This is a genomic window from Novosphingobium sp. (assembly GCF_027486195.1).
Lineage (GTDB): Bacteria > Pseudomonadota > Alphaproteobacteria > Sphingomonadales > Sphingomonadaceae > Novosphingobium.
Genome location: NZ_JAIXPP010000073.1, coordinates 142,495 through 160,108, shown reverse-complemented (window position 1 = coordinate 160,108; position 17,614 = coordinate 142,495). Strand labels below are relative to the sequence as shown.

Here is a 17,614-nt window from a genome sequence, read left to right as displayed (position 1 = left end):
CATGCTGCGAGCGTTCGCCACCGCGCTGCTGCTGCTTGCAGGCACCCCGGCTCTTGCGGGGGAGCCAGTGCGCGATTGCCCGTTGGCGAGCGCGCCGCTCGGTGTGGATTCGCCGCTGTCGGACGTGCTGATGCATCCCGATGGACCCGCCGCGCTCGCATCGGTCGCGCCCGATCTCGTGTCCGGTTTCACCCGCAACTTCGGCGGCGGCGACCTGCCGCCCGGCTTCGCCAATATCCTCAGCGTCAACGCCCTGCTGGAAGTACGCGCCGATGGAGCAGCATTGCGCCCGGCGCTTGCCACAAAGCTTGCGGCGCTCCCGATCACCGATGCCTTCACCGTGTCCCGCTGCGCGCGCTACGATCATGATCGCCCCGCCCTGCCCCCGGCAGATGGCCGCCCGCAGGTCCTCGTGTTCGAGAAGATCAACGGCTTTCGCGATAGTCCTTCGGTCGATTCCGCCCGCGCGCGCCTCACGGCCATTGCCGCGTCGCGCGGGTGGCAGATCGTGTTCACCGATCGCGGCGGGGTGATGAACGCGGATGACCTGGCCCGCTTCGCCGTCGTCGTCTGGAACAATGTCAGCGGCGATGCGCTCACCATGCCGCAGCGCGCCGCCTTCCGCGCTTATATCGAACACGGGGGCGGCTATGCCGGCATTCACGGGGCCGGCGGCGATCCCCAGTGGTTCTGGGATTGGTACGCCGATACCCTGCTCGGCACGCGCTTCATCGGACATCCCGGCCGGCCGCAGTTCCAGACCGCCACGGTAAGCCTCGTCGATCCGCAGGGCACCATCGGTGCGGGCGGCGCGATGGCCTTCCCGCTGCTCGAGGAATGGTACTCCTTTGATCGCAACCCGGTGGCAGGCGGCGCAGTCGCCGTCGCGACGATCGACGAGAAGGACTACCAGCAGATCGGCTATCGCGGCGAAAGTCTTGCGATGGGCTACCATCCCATCGCCTGGCGCAAGGCCATCGCGTCTGGCCGCATGTTCTACACCGCCATCGGCCACCGGCCGGAAAACTATGACGAGCCGCATGCCGCGGCACTGCTGGCCGAAGGCATCGCCTGGGCCATGGGAAGCAAAGGAACCAAGCCGCATGACTGAGCCCGCCACCACTTCCAGCATCGGCAATGCCCTCATCGTCGGCGGCGGCATCGGCGGCATGGCGGCTGCCATCGATCTGGCCGCGCGCGGCGTGGCGGTGACGCTGATCGATCTCGATCCCGAATGGCGCGTCTATGGCGCGGGAATCAGCATCACCGGCCCCACCCTGCGCGCCTACCAGCGGCTCGGCATGGTCGAGGATATTGCCCGCGAAGGCGCCGTTGTCGCGGGCTCAAGCATGTTCCTGTTCAACGGCATGCACCTGCGCGATCTCGATGAGCCCCCCATCGAAGATGGCCTTCCCGCCACCGGCGGTATCATGCGCCCCGTCCTCCACCACCTGATGCAGCAGCGCGTTGCCGCCGCCGGCGTTCCGGTGCGGCTCGGCGTGACAGTCGACACCCTCGCCAACCGCGATGGCGGCGTTGACGTCACTTTCTCCGATGGCACATCCGGCCGCTACGATCTCGTGATCGGCGCAGACAGCATCCGCTCACGCGTGCGCGATCTTGCGTTCCCCCACATGGGCGAGGCCGAGAGCACCGGGCAAGGCTGCTGGCGCGTCTCGATGAAGAAGCCGCCAACGCTGGAACGCGGCGAGATGTTCTTCGGCCACCGCTACATGGTCGGCATCACCCGCTGCGGCGAGGACCGCATCTATTTGTGGCTGCTCACCCCGCACGACGACGGCGAGGAGCGCCTCGAAGGCGAGGCCCTCGTCGCGCAAATGAAGGCCCACCTTGCTGATTTCGGCGGCAATGCCGGCTGGGTGCGCGATACGATGAGCGCGCAGGACTGGGTCAACTACCGACCGCTCGCCGCAAAAATCCAGCCGCGCCCGTGGTCGGATGGCCGGATCGTGCTGCTCGGCGATGCGGTCCACGCCACCACGCCGCACCTCGCCTCGGGCGCGGGCATCGCAGTCGAAAGTGCGCTCGTTCTGGGCGAGGAACTAGCCCGTGCGGAAAGCGCCGAAGCCGCGCTTCTGGCCTACGAGGAACGCCGCTACGAACGCTGCCGCGATGTCGTCGAAACCAGCGTCTCGATTGGCGCCGCGCAACTGGCAGGACGTCCGGGCGAGGAAATCGGCGGGATCATGGGCGCTGCGCTGCACCGCCTTGCCGGGCCGTTCTGAGGGGATGGGGCCTTCGCCCCACCGCCCGCTCGTTTGCGAACCGGCTACGGTGATATGGTGCCGCTCTGGATCCCCGCCTTCGCGGGGATGACGAGAGGTTTAGGAAGCCGGGCCATATCCAAATCTCGTCATCCCCGCGAAGGCGGGGATCCAGGGCCACCCTGCACAGCCCCGCGACAGGTAGGCCGCCCCATCCTCAATCCGCGTGGCGGAGATAGGCGAGCGCCATCTTGGAAATCTCGTCCTTGATGAAGCCCCACAGGAAGGGATCGCTCGATTCCGGCGTCGAGCCGAGCCCGAACTGGCGCGCGATCGTGGCGAAGACGATCTGGAACACCGCCAGCGCTTTGGCTTCCGGATCGGCTGATTTGATTTCGTCACGGAAGGTCAGGATCGCCGCGATCGACATTTCCGCCGAACGCCGCGCGGTTTCCTTGCCCGGATCCGAAACCAACGGATCGACCTCGGCCCGCGCCATGATCGTGCGCAGCAGCGGCGCATTCTGCTCGAGGAACGCGCTGTAGCGCTTGATGTAGAGCGGCAGGAATGCGCCGAGACTATCGGTCTCTGCCAGCACCTCGTCGATCATCACCCGCTCCTTGGCGAGGATCGCGGTCAGCTCTTCGGCGATCACCGCGTGTAGCAGGCGGTCCTTGCTTTCGAACCGCAGATAGATCGAGCCGATCGAGACCTGACCCCGCTCGCTCACGTCCTGCAACGTGAAGCTATCGCCCCCCGTCTCGATCATCAGCGCCTTGGTCGCTTCGATCATGCGTTCGAACGAGGCAAGACTGCGCCCCTGGCGCGGTTTTCGGCTGAGGGCCTGAAGCGCCAGCGCTTCGGTGTGACGAGTGGCTGTTGACATTGGCTTGCTAGACCCTACTAAAACAGGAACGTCAATTCTAATTTGATTCGCCTGATACGTACCAAAACGTTCCGCACCCAAAACCGGGGCAAGCGCGGACAGGCCGAAGGGGGAGAAAACAAGCACATGCGTTTCTCGGTGTTCCTCAACGCGCGCACGATGCGCCCCGAAGACGACCGTCAGCTCATGAAGGATCTCGAGACGCACGCCCTGCGCGCGGGCGATCTCGGCTTCTCGGCCATCTTCCTCCCCGATCACCACTTCAATGGCTATATGCCGGTGGCGAGCGACAGCTTCATGTTCGCCGCCTACCTGGCCGCGAAAATGCCGCAGATGCATTTCGGCTTCTCGGTCGTCTCGGTTCCGCTGCACCACCCGGTGCGCTTTGCCGAGCGGATCAACATTCTTGATCAGCTGACGGACGGCAAGCTCCTCGTCGGCATCGGCAGCGGCACGACGCCAGAGGAAATGATCGGCTTCGGCGTCGACTACAAGGACGCCGGGGCTATCTCGGAACAGAACCTCGCGCTGGCCGAGGCGCTCTGGGCCAAGACCATGGACAGCCCCGCGGTGGAAATCGCCAACGGTCCGCATCAGGGCCGCGTGCTCCAGCGCATCGCGCCCGCTGCTTATACGCCGGGCCATGCGCGGCTGATGCCGGTGGCGATGAAGGAAGCCAGTGCCCGCCGCGCCGCAACGCATGGCTGGCCCGCCTTCATCCCCGCCTTCACGCCGCCCAAGATCGGCGGCACCGAGCCCTTCGTCCACGTGAAGAAGTTCTTCGACATCTACCACGGCATGCTGACCGCAGCCGGCCACTCCGACGAAGTCGTTGCCAGCGCGCTCGACTGGACGACGCACACTTACCAGTGCGTCCACGTGGCCGAAAGCGACGAGCAGGCGCGCGAGGAGCTCGAGGTGATCCTGCGTGCCTATCAGGCCGCGGTCGAACGCGAGGCAGAGTTCAACGCCCGCGCCGAAAGCAACGACGCCAACAAGAAGACCGACCGCACCCCCAATGCGCTGACCGAGGACTGGATCGGCACATGGTGCCTCTATGGCTCGCCCGAAACGGTCATCGAACACCTGCAGCCCTACAAGGAGCTCGGCATAGGCAATGTGCTGTGCGGCACGACCACCGGACCGCTGACCGAGGAACGCCTGCGGCTGGGCAACCAGACGCTGGACCTGCTTTCGCGCAAGGTCATGCCGGCACTGGCCTGATCACGACGCCGATGGGATAATGCATCAATTTCGTGGATGCTGATTGATGAAAACATACTATTTCACTTAATGGAACCAATCAGGCAGGACATTCTTATTCGCCATTCCAGTTCCGGCCCGATCCATGCTGCACCGCATGAAAGGCCCGCTGGATTGGCCGCCCGAATTTCGAACATGGGCTCTTTGTTGAATATCGCAAACCAGACACCCCGGCTCAAGCAGGGTGCATAACGGGAGGGATCATGCGCAACATCATTCAAGGTACAAGTCTGTTCGCCACCTGCGCCATCATCGCCATGGCCGCTCCGGCGCATGCCCAGCAGGCACCGCAGGCCGATACAGACTCAGCCAGCACCGCAGAAATCGTCGTCACGGCGCAGAACCGTTCGCAGAAGATCAACGACGTGCCGATCGCGATCAACGTGATCAGCGGTGACGAACTGAAGAAGGTCGGCTTCTCCACCCTCAACGACATCGACAAGATCGCGCCGGTCGTCCAGCTCAATCAGGATCAGGGCACGGTCAAGGTCACCGTGCGCGGCGTGGGCACCACCTCGAACGACGAAGCGCAGGATACCTCGGTCGTCATCAACATCGACGGCGAGTACATCAACCGCCCGAACGTGATGGGCATGTCGCTGTTCGACATGGAGCGCGTCGAAGTGCTGCGCGGCCCCCAGGGCACGCTCTATGGCCGCAACTCGACCGGCGGCGCGATCAACTTCATCACCCGCAAGCCGGGCCGCGAGTTCGGCGGCGACGCCACGGTCAGCTATGGCAACTACAATGCCGTGCGCGCCGATGCCGGCGTCGATGTGCCGCTGGGCAGCATGGCGGCGGTCCGCGTTTCGGGCTTCTATGAAGACCGCGATGGCTACAACAAGCACCCGGCCGGCGGCGGCTTCTTCGTGTTCCCGGCCTATGCCGCGGGCCGTTCGGACGACAACAACGCCTATGGCGGCCGTGTCTCGCTGCGGCTTGATCCCTCCTCCGCGCTGTCGATCAATCTGGCGGGCGAATATGCCAAGCGCCGCTTCAGCCCGGGCATCTTTGCGGTGGCCGATCTCAACGGCGCAGGCAACGGACCGAGCGGCGGGGCCTGCGGCAACGGCTTCACCCGCGTTGCCCCGGCCTATCCGCAGGCCTTGTGCGTGCCCAGCAACACCAACCTGCTGTCAAAGATCGATCGCAACGAATATGCCGCGCCGCTCTATGGCATCGGGCGGGTCGAGCAGGATACCTGGGCCGTGCGCGGGCGCATTGCCTATGAATTCAGCGATGCTGCCACGCTGACCTACATCGGCGGCTATCGCAGCTTCTCGGGCGATCCCAAGAACCGCCTCACCCTGCCGGTGATCTACCAGTCGTTCGCGTTCCAGGACGAGGCCGACACGCAGAGCCACGAACTGCGCCTCAACGGCAAGATCGGCGGGATCATCTACCAGATCGGCGGATTCTACTTCAAGGAGAAGCAGGACCGCGAGAACGGCTTCTTCCTCGGCCCGATCGCGCCGCCGGCAGGCACTTACTTGTCGTACTTCGGCCGCAAGATCTCCAGCGACAGCAAGTCATTGTTCGGGCAGGTCGAAGTGCCGCTGGGTGACAAGCTGACCGCGGTCGGCGGCCTGCGCTACACCGACAACAAGCGCGATGCCCTCTACATCAACGGCACGCCGTTCGCGAAGTTCAAGGCCGATGGTGTCACGTTCGATCCCACCGGACCCAACTTCACCCTGCTGGGTGCAGGCCCGGGCCGCAAGGACCTCAACGCGATCAACGCGCAGAAGCTGCCGCTCGGCAGCAAGGACAACAAGGTCACCTGGCTCGCCGGGCTGAACTTCAAGCCCAGTTCGGACACGCTGGTCTACGTCAAGGCCTCGACCGGGTTCAAGGGCGGCGGCTTCGATGCTGTCGGCACCTACCGGCCCGAGACCAACACCGCCTTCGAAGGCGGCTGGAAGCAGACCTTCGGCGATCACCGCCAGCACCAGTTCAACCTTGGCGCGTTCTACTACGACTACAAGGACCTGCAGGTTTCGGTGCTGCTGGATACCACCGTGGGCGGCCAGACGTTCAACGCGGGCAAGGCCAAGATCTGGGGTATCGAGGCATCGGGCAGCATCCAGCTGGACGACAACACCAACTTCCACAGCTCGATCAACTACCTCAATGCCGAGTACAAGGAACTGCTCGCCCAGTTCAACGTGTTCGACACCACGGGTGCGATCAATGGCGTTGGCGATCTCGATCCGACCACGCCGGGCGTGCAGCAGCCCAACTTCGCGGGCAATCGTCCGGCCTTCTCGCCCCGGTTCATCATCACCGCCGGGATCGATCACACCTTCCAGCTGGGCGGTGCGGGCAGCCTGACGGCGCGTGCGGACACGACCTTCAAGTCGTCGTACTTCACCGACTTCTACAACTACCGCGATGGCACGCAGAGCGCTTTCACGCAGAGCGACTTCAGCCTCGAATACCAGTCGGCGAACAAGATGTACTCGGTCATCGGCTTCGTGAAGAATGTCGAGAACAACCGCCCGCTGACCTACGGCAGCTTCGTTTCAGCCGGCCCGGACGATGTGTTCAACTGGCAGTTCGGCGCGCCGCGCACCTATGGCATCCGCCTGAGCGTGAAGTACTAAGCACGTACCTATGAGGGGGCGGTTGGCGACCGCCCCCTTACAACCGGCAGCCAGCCGATCGAAAAAGGAGACCGGACATGGATTTGTCCGCCTGCATCGAATGGCAGTTTGCCGAAGGTAATGACACACTTGCAGACCGGGTCCGCGCCGCGAAGGCCGCCGGTCTCTCACACGCCGAATTCCACCTCTGGCGCGACAAGGATATGGCTGGCCTCGCCGCCGCGCTCGATGAAACCGGCGTCACGCTCACCGGCTTCTGCGTCGATCCGCGCCGCTCGATCGTCGATCCCGCGCAGCATGAGGAAATGCTGCAAGCTGTCGCCGATACGCTGGCCGCGGCAAAAACCGTCGGCTCCCCGCCGTTGATCGTGGCCTCGGGCTTTACCCGCGAAGGCGTTTCGCCCGAAGAGCACAAGGCCGAGGCCGTGAAGGTCCTGCGCCGCGCCGCTGACCTCGCCGAAGCCGCCGAAGTCACCCTCGTGCTCGAACCGCTCAACGACCGTGTCGAACACCCCGGCATGTATCTCGTCGATACGACCCTCGCGCTCGATATCGTCGAAGCCGTGGGCAGTCCGCGCCTCAAGCTGCTCTACGATGTCTATCACAGCCACGTGATGGGCGAAGACATGCGCGAAGTGCTCGCAGGCCGCATCCACCTCGTCGAGCATGTGCAGGTGGCCGATAGCCCCGGCCGAAACGAGCCCGGCACCGGCACCATCGACTGGCCGGCCGCGGTCAGTACCCTGCGCGATCTTGGCTATACCGGCGCATTCGGCCTCGAGTACAGGCCGACGCTGGACGCGGCGGCCTCGCTCGCGGCCAGCCGGACGGCGCTCGGTGTCTGACCGGCTCTCGCTCGCCGAGCGGGCGAGCTACGGCTTCGGCGACTTCGGCTACAGCCTGGCCTACAACATGGCGGGCGCGTTCCTGCTCTACTACTACACCACCGTCGTCGGGCTTCCGGCGGCGGCGGTGGGGACGATCTTCCTCGTCGCGCGGTTGCTCGATGCGGTGATCGATCCGCTGGTCGGGATTGCGGTAGACAAGACGCGCAGCCGCTGGGGCAGAACCAGACCATATTTCCTATTCACTGCGGTGCCTTACGTCGCGGTCTTCATCGCCACTTTCAGCGTGCCGCACTGGAGCCAGGGCGCGCAGCTCGTCTACGCGTTCCTCACCTTCAAGGCGCTCGGGATCATCATGAGCCTCGGCTCGATCCCCTATACCGCGCTCATGCCGATGATGACGGACAATCCGGCGGACCGCCTGCGCCTCGGCGGCTGGCGCTCGATCGGGACTTCGGTCGGCGTGATCCTTGGGACTGCCGCAACAATGCCGCTGGTCGGCGCGCTAGGCGGCGGAAACGAGACGCGCGGCTTCTTCGCCGTAACGCTGCTGTTCGGCACCTCCTCGCTCTTCGCGCTGGCCATGCTGTTCCGCAATTGCCGCGAACGCATTGCCGACGAAGCGCCAGCATCCGCCTTCCGCGCGCTGCCCGCCATCGGCCAGATGCTGCGCAACCGCGCGTGGGCTGTCTGCTTCGGCTTCTGCCTCCTCTATTTCATCCGCTTCGGCGCGATGCTCGGCCTCACGATCTTCTACGCCAAGGACGTGGTGCAGAAGCCCTGGCTGATCCCGGTCATGCTGCCGATGGTCTCGGGCGGGCTGCTCCTCGCCGCTTTCATCGCGCCGCCGATCCTTGCGCGCACCGGCATCCGCAAGGGCTGCATCGGCGCTGTCGTGCTCGCGCTAGCGCTCCTTGCCGCGATGGCCGGGCTGGATCACGCGGCGGACTGGCAGCTCGGCGGCATCGCCGTGCCGCCGCTGCTCTTCCCCTATTTTGCCTTTTCCATCGTCACCTCGATCACGATCACCGGGATCTTCTCGATGGCCGCTGCCACAGCAGACTATCATCAGGTGCTGTTCGGCGTGCGCCATGAAGGGCTGCTCTCCTCAGGCATCAGCACCTCGACCAAGGTCGGCATGGCGCTCGGCAGCGCGCTCGGCGCCTTTGTCCTCGCCTGGGCGGGCTATCAGCCAGACGCGGTGAGCGAGACCGCCCGCGCCGATATCCGCAGCGCCTACTTCCTCGTCGCGGGCGGGCTGCTCGCGTTGCAGGCCGCAGTCGTCTGGTTCTGGCCGATGGACGGGGCATGGCGCGACCGCCTTGGCGCTTTGGCCCCTTGACTTCGGAGGGCTATTAATAGAATTAGCGTTCTAATATTTTCACGGGAATCGCAGGCAGCCACGCGGTTCCGGAACACAATCAAGGCAGCGCTTTGGCAGCTGCCCCAGGGGAGACAGCACGATGCCGATCCAGCGCGGCGTAAGCCTGTACAGCTTTCAGAACGAGACCTTTCAGGGCAAGATGACCCTTGAAGACTGCATCCGCACTTGCGCCGAAATGGGCGCCAAGGGCATCGAGATCATCGGCGAGCAGACCTTCTGGGGCTGGCCCGAAGTCGGCGTCGAGGATGCTGCGGTTGCCGAGTGGCACCAACTCATCGCCAAGTACGATTGCGTGCCCGTCAGCCACGATTTCATGCTCGATTACAAGCGCTACAAGGGCCGCGAAATGCCTTTCGAAGAGCAAGTCGCGAGTGTGCGCAAGGACATCGAATTCGGCGCCCGCCTCGGCATGAAGTACATCCGCGCGCTCGTCTCGATCGCGCCCGAAGTGCTCGTCGCCGCCGCGCCTTATGCCGAAGAAAAGGGTATCAAGATCCTCATCGAGGTTCACGCACCGCTGCACTTCGATCACCCATGGATCATCCGCCACGCCGAAGCCTTCGAGAAATCGGGCTCGGACGCGCTGGGCTTCCTGCCCGACATGGGCATGTTCCTCCACGCCTTCCCGCCGGTGTGGAAGGAAAAGTTCCTTCGCATCGGCGTGCCGCAGAATATCGCCGACTACATCGAGAAAGCCTACGCCGACCGCGTTCTTTCGGAATACGTCATCCTCAACGTCCAGCAGATGGGCGGCGTCGGCCCCGCCATCGGCATGGCGGAAACACTGCGCCACAACGCCGCGTTCGAGCCCAAGCGGATGCTCGATTACATGCCGCGCATCCACAACGTGCACGGCAAGTTCTACGAGATGACCGCAGACTATGTGGAACCCTCGATCCCCTACGACGAGATCGTGAAGGTCCTGCAGCAGGGCGGCTACGAGGGCTACATCTGCTCCGAATACGAAGGCAACCGCTGGATCGAGGACTTCATGGAGCCCGACAGCGTCGAGCAGGTTCGCCGCCAGCAGGTCATGCTGGCTTCGCTCCTCGGCGAGCCCGCCCCCCAGCTTCGCGCTGCAGCCTGAAAGGATCCAGTGCCATGATGGACAACAAGATGATCGTCGAGGGCAGCCTCGAAACTTCCGACAAGGGCTTCGCCTTCTACGGCCGCCTCCCCTACTACCGCGGGCTCGGCCTTTCGATGATCGAGGATATCCAGATCACCGTCGACGGAGACCTCATCCCCCGCGCCGACGTGCGCTTCCACGTGCGCGGCAAGACCTACACGCTCGATCAGATGGAAACGGTCTACGACGACCGCTGGAACTTCGGCGAAAAGGCCAAGATCATCGCGATGAAGGCGGGCGGGCTCCCGGAAGGCGATCACAAGATCGAATTCGCCGTCCGCATGCGCGTGTCCTACCTGCCCTTCGTGCCCACCACGAAGGACACCAAGGTTCTGGCGCTGGCCGCCTGAGCGCGTGACACAGCTTACTCTCGATCAGGCCGCCCTGCTCACGGCGGGTGCAGCGATGTGGGCAACGCCCGCCGTGCCCGAAGCCGGCATCCCGTCGTTCACCATGAGCGACGGGCCGATGGGCATTGCCAGCGGCAAGGTCGATGAACGCGATATCGCCCGGCTTTCTCCCTGCGCCACGGCGCTGGGGGCAAGCTGGGATGTCGACCTTGCCCGCCGCATCGGCACACTGGTCGGGCAGGAAGCAGTCGGGCGCGGGATAGACATGGTGCTCGCCCCGAACATCAACCTCGCCCGCAGCCCGCTCGCGGGGCGCGCGTTCGAATACTTCTCCGAAGACCCGCTCCTCGCCGGCGTACTCGGTGCGGCCTGGATCGGTGGCCTGCAATCCACCGGCACCGGCTCCTGCGCCAAGCACCTCGTCTGCAACGACAGCGAAACCGCGCGCGACACGATGAACGTTGTGGTCGACGAACGCACCTTGCGCGAAGTCTACCTGCTCCCCTTCGAATTCGCCGCGCGCGCGGGCTGCGCCGGGATGCTGGCTGCCTACAACCGCGTCAACGGCAGCTACTGCGCCGAGCAGCACCACGTCCTCACCGAAGTCGTGAAGGGTGAATGGGGCTATGAAGGCGTGATCATGTCCGATTGGTTCGGCACTCATTCCACCGCGCCGACACTCGCCGCCGGGCTCGATCTCGAAATGCCCGGTCCCGCCCGGTTCCTCGGCGCCAAGGCCGCTGGTGCGGTTGCCGAAGGGACGCTGACCGAAGCCCGCGTGCAGGACGCCGCCGCCCGCGTTGCAAACGCCGCCAGGCGCGTGACCGGCGCAAAGTCCAAACCCCTCGCCGAAGAAACCGTCACCGCGCTGCTTGAGGAAGCCGCCGCCGCAGGCATGGTCCTCCTGAAAAACCACGGCGCGCTCCTTCCGCTCGATCCGGCCCGCCTCAAGACGCTTGCGGTCATCGGCCCCAATGCCGCCGCGCCCTGCTTTCAGGGCGGCACGTTCGCCAAGATCTCGGTGCGCCCTGACCTTGCGTCCCCCATCGAGGCGATCCGCGCCCGCTTCGGCGCACACTGCAAGGTGGTCTTCGAACCCGGCGTCGATCCGGCCCCGCGCCTGCCGTTCATGCCCGTCGCACCCGCGCACGATATCGGTGACGGCTGCACAAGCGGCATGAGCCTCGAATACTTCGCCAGCACCGATTGCAGCGGCGAGCCGCTCACCCGCGAGACGCGCGATACCAATTCGCTCGTCTGGTTCGCGGGGATGCACGATCAGGCCCGCTTCTCCGCAGGCGGTTCGATCCGCGCCTCGGGGCGCTTCACTGCCGAGAAATCCGGCACGCACCGCTTCCACCTCGGCGCCACAGGCGTTTCGCGGATGCTGGTCGATGGCCGCGAAGTGCTTGCCACCACCGAATGCCCCCCGGGCGATACCATGGGCGTGCTCAAGGCGGGTGACAGCGCCAGCGCCCCGGTCGATCTCGCCGAAGGCCAGTGCGTCACCGTCACGGTAGAATTCACCTTCGCCGCCGCGCGCGTCCACGGCCTGTGGTACGGCATCCGCGCGCCCGGCAGCGGTGAGGAGCTGCTCGCCGCCGCGGAAGCCGCCGCGCGCGCAGCCGATGCGGTCGTCCTCATCGTCGGCGAAACCTCGGACAGCTCGGTCGAAAGCAAGGACCGCGCAGGCACCCACCTCGCCCCCGGCCAACTGGACCTTATCGCCCGCGTCACCGCCGCCAATTCCCGCGTCGCCGTGGTCACCAATGTCGGCCACGCCTACGATGCTTCGTGGGAAGACGCCGCCGCTGCGCATCTTGCCACATGGTATCCCGGCGAAGGCTTCGCCGCTGCGCTCGCGGACGTACTGGCCGGAGACCGCGAACCCGGCGGCCGCATGCCCGTCACCATCGCGCAAGCCGAAGGGGACTATCCCGGCTATGACCTCCAGCCCCAGCACGATGGCGCGCTGCCCTATAGCGACGGCACGCGCATCGGCTATCGCGGCGTGATCGCAGCAGGCAAGTCCGCGCGCCACACGCTGGGCGCCGGGCAAGGCTACGCGCGCTTCGAATGGTCACATCCGGCCATCACCGCGGAGGGCGTGTCGATCACCCTCACCAACCTCTCCTCCCGCGCTGGTGCCGAAGTGGTGCAGGTCTACCGGGATGTCCCGGAGCCGACCTTGATCGGCTTTGCCAAAGTCCAGGTCGAACCCGGCCATGCTGCGCTCGTGACGATCCCGCTGACCCGCCGCCGCTTCATGATCTGGGGCGAGCAGGGCTGGGAGATGCTACCAGGCCCGCACCACATCCGCATCGCGCGCCACGCGCAGGATGCCGGCTTCGCCCTGCACTTCGATGCAGCAGGCCTCCCCGACATCGGCCTCTGAACGCCTAGTCCAGCGCGCGATAGCGAAAGTCCCGGAACACCCCCTGCCCCTTGCCCGAAGCGAACAGCGCGGGCCGCAGGCTGGCCAGATCGTCCATCGTGTTGGCGTTGTAGCCCGAGACTTCCGAGCGAACGCCATGGCGCGTCCAGTGCTCGCCATCGGTGCTGTAGAAGAACGTCACGATCTGCCGCTCGTTGACGATCCTGAGGTGCAAGGCGCGCGCTGCCGGCGCTGGCTCGCGCCAATACATCGGCATGCCGCCACGATAGCTCGTCATGCCGGAGCCGGTGACGCCCATGCCCAGAAACAGCCGCCGGTTGTAGAACAGCAGCAGGCCCGCCTCGCCTTCACCTTCCAGTTCCACCGTCACGCTGATCTCGTAGGCACGGTCGCCCACCATCTGTGTCAGCACGCTGCCATCGCCCGGTCCGGCGCCCTTGCCCGGCAGCATCAGCTTCCCGCCGCCCATGGCGATCCGCGCCGCCTCGTCCGGCGATGCGCCATAGGCTGTCCATCGCGTCCCCAGCGATGAAGCCGCAAAGGCATCTGACCGCGCCATCCCATGCGGCGCGCCTGACCGTCCCCCCGGCATCGGCAGCGCGCGCGAAAGATCGCCGCCCAGCGCGCGGGGCCAGCCATCCGCCGTCCACGCAAAGGGCTCCAGCAAGGTTTGCCGCCCCAGCGTGCGATAGCCGTTCTCGTAGCCATGGTAGACGAAGTACCACTGCCCGCCCGGCCCCTCGACCGCCGTGGCATGCCCGCGCGACCACCAGGCCTCGCTCGCGTCCTTCGTGCGGATGATCGGATTGTGCGGGCAATTCTCCCACGGCCCTTGAACCGACTTCGACCGCGCGACTGTCACCATATGCCCCGTCGGCGGCCCGCTCGTGCCGCCCACTGCCGTCACGAGGTAGAACCAGTCCCCCCGCCGCATCAGCTTTGGCCCCTCCAGCGCATAGGCCTCGGTCACCCATTCGTCGGGATACTTCCAGCCATCGAACGCTTGGCTGACCGGACCCACCGCCGAAAGCCCGTCATCCGTCAGCTGCACCCGCGCCACGCCAGAAAGGAACAGATAGCGCTTGCCGTCCTCGCCCACGACATGCCCCGGATCGATATAGCCGCGAATGCCAAGGTCGATCGGCTCGCTCCACGGCCCGGTGATCTTGTCCGCGTGGATCACCCAGATCTGCGGCGCATCCTTCACCTTGTCGGACCACGGCGCGGGGATGAAGGGGATGTAGATGAAATAGCGCCCGGCGTGCTTCACCAGATCGACCGCAAAGCCGATTGCCGCTGGATGCGCCAGCGCGGGCCCCACCGGCACCCAGTTCACCAGATCGCGCGAATGCCAGACAAGCAGGCCCGGCGCGGCATCGAAGCTTGAATGCGTTAGGTAGTAATCCTCCCCGTCCTTGAGGATGGAAGGATCGGGATAATCACCCGCGAGCACCGGATTGCGAAACCAGCCATTGCCCAGATCCGCCTTGCGTTGCCCCTCGATGCCCCGTCCCCACCGCGGCGCGGTCTTGGCCTTGCGCCCCGGAACGGCAGCGTCAACACCCACCGGCAAGGCCGCTCCCGTCATAGCCGCCCCGCCCAGCGCGAATAGCGAACGCCGATCCACCTCGAAGCCACCCATCGACACGTTCTCCCTTCTGATGTTCTATCCAACGCTTGAAAACTGATCTCTAACAAATTAGAACCACCATTACAAATAGACGGGGAGAAACAGTCTTGAGTCGGCTGCGCATGGCCATGATCGGCGGCGGCCCGGGTGCCTTTATCGGCCCCGTGCACAGGATCGCGGCAGAACTGGACCGCGAGATCGAACTGGTCGCCGGGGTATTCTCTGGCGATCCCGCACGCAGCCGTGCCGGGGGCATCGCCTATGGCATCGATCCCGCCCGCGCTTATGGGAGCCTCGCCGAAATGCTCGCCGCCGAACGCGCGCGGGTGGACGGCGCGCAGTTCGTCGCGGTGGTCACGCCCAACCACGATCATCTCCCCTCGGCCCGCGCCGCGCTCGCCGCCGGGTTTCCCGTGATCAGCGACAAGCCGATGACCGCGACACTGGATGAAGCGCGCGAACTGGCCGTCGCGGTCGCCGAAGCAGGGCTCCCCTTCGCCCTCACCTATACCTATTCCGGCTATCCACTGGTCCGCGAAGCCCGCGCGCGGATTGCCGCAGGCGCGCTTGGCACCGTGCGCAAGGTCGTCGTCGAATATCCCCAAGGCTGGCTCGCCAGCCCGGCGGAGGGCAAGCAGGCCGAATGGCGCGTCGATCCCGCGCGCGCCGGAGCTGGTGGCTGCATCGGCGATATCGGCGTCCATGCATTCCAGCTCGCCGAGTTCGTCACCGGCCTCCATGTCACCGAACTCCTCGCCGATCTCGGCGCGGTCGTGCCGGGCCGCCAGCTTGATGATGATTGCTCCGTACTCCTACGTTTCGAAAACGGTGCGCGCGGCGTGCTTCTCGCCAGCCAGATCGAAGTCGGCGAACTCAATGGCCTGCGCATCCGCGTCTATGGCGAAAAGGGCGGCCTCGTGTGGCGGCAGGAGGAGCCGAACACGCTTACGCTCCACCACCTCGATGGCCGCAGCGAGATGATACGCGCGGGCACCGGCCTGCTCGGCCCCGATGCCGCGCGCCGCACCCGCACGCCGGGCGGCCACCCGGAGGGCTATCTCGAAGCCTTCGCCAACCTCTACCGCGATTTCGCCGAAGTGCTGCGCGGCGGCAGCGCCCCGCTGCTGCCCGGCGCGGCCGAGGGGCTGCGTTCGATGGCTTTCATCGACACCGCCGTCCGCGCCAGCGCCGCCGCAAGAACCAATGGCGCCGGTTGGACGCCGCTTTCCGTCTGAGGAACCTTTCCATGAAGACCATCAAAGGCCCCGGCATCTTCCTCGCGCAGTTCGCAGGCGATGCTGCCCCCTTCAACAGCCTCGAGGCCATCGCCGACTGGGCCGCCGCCCTCGGCTACAAGGGCATCCAGATCCCCAGCTGGGACGCGCGGCTGTTCGACCTGACCAAGGCGGCGGAAAGCCAGACCTATTGCGACGAAGTGACCGGCATGCTGGCGGACAAGGGCCTAGCGATCACCGAGCTTTCGACCCATCTCCAAGGCCAGCTCGTCGCCGTCCACCCCGCGTTCGACGCGCAGTTCGATGGCTTCGCGCCCGCCGAACTCCACGGCAAGCCCGCCGCACGGCAGGAATGGGCGGTCAGGCAAGTCAAGAACGCCGCCGTCGCCAGCCGCCGCCTTGGTCTCACTGCCCACGCGACGTTCTCCGGCGCGCTCGCTTGGCCCTATTTCTACCCTTGGCCCGCGCGGCCCGCTGGCCTTGTCGAGGATGCCTTTGCCGAGCTCGCCCGCCGCTGGAAGCCAATCCTCGATGTGTTCGAGGACAACGGCGTCGATGCCGCCTACGAGATCCACCCCGGCGAGGACCTGCATGACGGCGTCACTTTCGAGCGCTTCCTCGAAGCCGTCGGCAATCACCCGCGCGCCAATATTCTCTATGATCCCAGCCACTTCGTGCTGCAGTGCCTCGATTACCTCCAGTTCATCGATATCTATCATGAGCGGATCAAGTGCTTCCACGTGAAGGATGCCGAGTTCCGCCCCAATGGCCGCAGCGGTGTCTATGGCGGCTATCAGGGCTGGGTGGATCGCCCAGGCCGCTTCCGCTCGCTGGGTGACGGGCAAGTCGATTTCGGCGGCATCTTTTCCAAGATGGCAGCCAATGATTTCGCCGGCTGGGCCGTGCTCGAATGGGAATGCGCGCTGAAACACCCCGAAGTCGGCGCAGCAGAAGGCGCGCCCTTCATCGCAAAGCACATCATCACGGTCACCGAACACGCCTTCGATGATTTCGCCGCAGGTGGCGCCGACCGCGCACTCAACCGCCGCATCATGGGCATCGCCGAATGACTGGCTGGAGCCGCCGCAGCTTTCTTGGCGCCGCCGCCCTCGTTGCGTTGCAGGCCGCAGTGCCCGGCGGCGCGGCAGTTCTGGGCAAACTTGATCCCAAGGACGCGCCCTCCCCCCGCCGCCGCAAGTTCATGCGCATGGTCGCCGATCACGTGATCCCTGCCACCGACACCCCCGGCGCGGGCGCAGTCGGCACGGGCGATTTCGTCCTCGTCGCGCTCGCCCACGGCCTCGAAGGCACGCGCCGTCCGCCCGCAGCAAACCCTGCCTTAGCGCCCTTCGTGCGCGCAGATGGCAGCCTCGATCACGCCGCATGGCTGGAGGCAAAGCTCGGCCCCAAGTGGCTCACCCTGCCCCCCGTCCGCCGCCACGATGCGCTCGCCGCACTCGATGCCGCCGCCTTCAAGGGAGACGCAAGCGCCGCCCCATGGCGCGCGATCAAGGGCCTGATCCTCACCGGCTACTACACCAGCGAAGTCGGCGGATCGAAGGAACTGAACTACGAACTGGTCCCCGGACGGTTCGATCCCAAGGTGCCCGTCACGGCGGAAACACGCGCCTATTCAAGCGACTGGACAGCGGTGGACTTCGGCTGATGG

At 65.5% G+C, this 17,614-nt stretch carries 14 protein-coding genes; 12 read left to right on the top strand and 2 right to left on the bottom strand.

Features of this window, described 5'->3' with window-relative positions; translation table 11 throughout:
* Nucleotide 1: 1 nt before the first annotated feature.
* Nucleotides 2–1,111, top strand: coding sequence for a ThuA domain-containing protein (locus Q0071_RS14115; RefSeq protein WP_298170591.1), 1,110 nt, complete (start codon nucleotides 2–4; stop codon nucleotides 1,109–1,111).
* Complete coding sequence (locus Q0071_RS14110; protein ID WP_298170588.1) at nucleotides 1,104–2,246, top strand: FAD-dependent monooxygenase; 1,143 nt, start codon at nucleotides 1,104–1,106, stop codon at nucleotides 2,244–2,246. Before Q0071_RS14115 ends, Q0071_RS14110 begins: the two co-directional genes overlap by 8 nt.
* Nucleotides 2,247–2,442: 196 nt before the next feature.
* Here Q0071_RS14110 and Q0071_RS14105 read toward each other — a convergent pair whose 3' ends face one another.
* A complete protein-coding gene (locus Q0071_RS14105; protein WP_298170585.1) occupies nucleotides 2,443–3,111 on the bottom strand; it encodes a TetR/AcrR family transcriptional regulator in 669 nt (222 codons plus the stop codon).
* A gap of 126 nt (nucleotides 3,112–3,237) precedes the next feature.
* Here Q0071_RS14105 and Q0071_RS14100 point away from each other — a divergent pair, with 126 nt between their 5' ends.
* The 7 genes from Q0071_RS14100 (at nucleotide 3,238) to Q0071_RS14070 (ending at nucleotide 13,080) form a co-directional block, all read left to right on the top strand.
* A complete protein-coding gene (locus Q0071_RS14100) occupies nucleotides 3,238–4,335 on the top strand; it encodes an LLM class flavin-dependent oxidoreductase (RefSeq protein WP_298170582.1) in 1,098 nt (365 codons plus the stop codon).
* A 242-nt stretch (nucleotides 4,336–4,577) separates the two neighbouring features.
* Nucleotides 4,578–6,977: a TonB-dependent receptor gene (locus Q0071_RS14095; protein WP_298170579.1), complete on the top strand. Its 2,400-nt coding sequence runs from the start codon at nucleotides 4,578–4,580 to the stop codon at nucleotides 6,975–6,977.
* Nucleotides 6,978–7,054: 77 nt separating this feature from the next.
* Nucleotides 7,055–7,822: a TIM barrel protein gene (locus tag Q0071_RS14090; RefSeq protein WP_298170577.1), complete on the top strand. Its 768-nt coding sequence runs from the start codon at nucleotides 7,055–7,057 to the stop codon at nucleotides 7,820–7,822.
* The gene (locus Q0071_RS14085; RefSeq protein ID WP_298170574.1) at nucleotides 7,815–9,164 is read left to right on the top strand and encodes an MFS transporter; all 1,350 of its coding nucleotides are present in this window, start codon (nucleotides 7,815–7,817) and stop codon (nucleotides 9,162–9,164) included. Before Q0071_RS14090 ends, Q0071_RS14085 begins: the two co-directional genes overlap by 8 nt.
* A gap of 121 nt (nucleotides 9,165–9,285) precedes the next feature.
* On the top strand, nucleotides 9,286–10,293 hold the full coding sequence (locus Q0071_RS14080; RefSeq protein ID WP_298170571.1) for a TIM barrel protein: 1,008 nt from the start codon (nucleotides 9,286–9,288) through the stop codon (nucleotides 10,291–10,293).
* Between the two features lie 14 nt (nucleotides 10,294–10,307).
* The gene (locus tag Q0071_RS14075) at nucleotides 10,308–10,685 is read left to right on the top strand and encodes a DUF6379 domain-containing protein (RefSeq protein WP_298170568.1); all 378 of its coding nucleotides are present in this window, start codon (nucleotides 10,308–10,310) and stop codon (nucleotides 10,683–10,685) included.
* A gap of 4 nt (nucleotides 10,686–10,689) precedes the next feature.
* Nucleotides 10,690–13,080 carry a glycoside hydrolase family 3 C-terminal domain-containing protein gene (locus tag Q0071_RS14070; RefSeq protein WP_298170565.1) on the top strand — a complete coding sequence of 797 codons (2,391 nt, stop codon included), beginning with the start codon at nucleotides 10,690–10,692 and terminating at the stop codon, nucleotides 13,078–13,080.
* A gap of 4 nt (nucleotides 13,081–13,084) precedes the next feature.
* On the opposite strand, the gene Q0071_RS14065 is transcribed toward Q0071_RS14070, so the two are convergent.
* Nucleotides 13,085–14,722, bottom strand: a complete 1,638-nt coding sequence (locus Q0071_RS14065; protein ID WP_298170562.1) for a family 43 glycosylhydrolase — start codon at nucleotides 14,720–14,722, stop codon at nucleotides 13,085–13,087.
* A 110-nt stretch (nucleotides 14,723–14,832) separates the two neighbouring features.
* Here Q0071_RS14065 and Q0071_RS14060 point away from each other — a divergent pair, with 110 nt between their 5' ends.
* Genes Q0071_RS14060 through Q0071_RS14050 form a run of 3 tightly spaced genes read left to right on the top strand, consistent with a single transcriptional unit; the run spans nucleotide 14,833 to nucleotide 17,611 of the window.
* Nucleotides 14,833–15,945, top strand: coding sequence for a Gfo/Idh/MocA family oxidoreductase (locus Q0071_RS14060; RefSeq protein WP_298170674.1), 1,113 nt, complete (start codon nucleotides 14,833–14,835; stop codon nucleotides 15,943–15,945).
* An 11-nt stretch (nucleotides 15,946–15,956) separates the two neighbouring features.
* Nucleotides 15,957–17,015, top strand: a complete 1,059-nt coding sequence (locus tag Q0071_RS14055) for a sugar phosphate isomerase/epimerase (protein ID WP_298170559.1) — start codon at nucleotides 15,957–15,959, stop codon at nucleotides 17,013–17,015.
* On the top strand, nucleotides 17,012–17,611 hold the full coding sequence (locus Q0071_RS14050; protein WP_298170556.1) for a gluconate 2-dehydrogenase subunit 3 family protein: 600 nt from the start codon (nucleotides 17,012–17,014) through the stop codon (nucleotides 17,609–17,611). The genes Q0071_RS14055 and Q0071_RS14050 overlap by 4 nt, the downstream gene beginning before the upstream one ends.
* The last annotated feature ends 3 nt before the right edge of the window (nucleotides 17,612–17,614 follow it).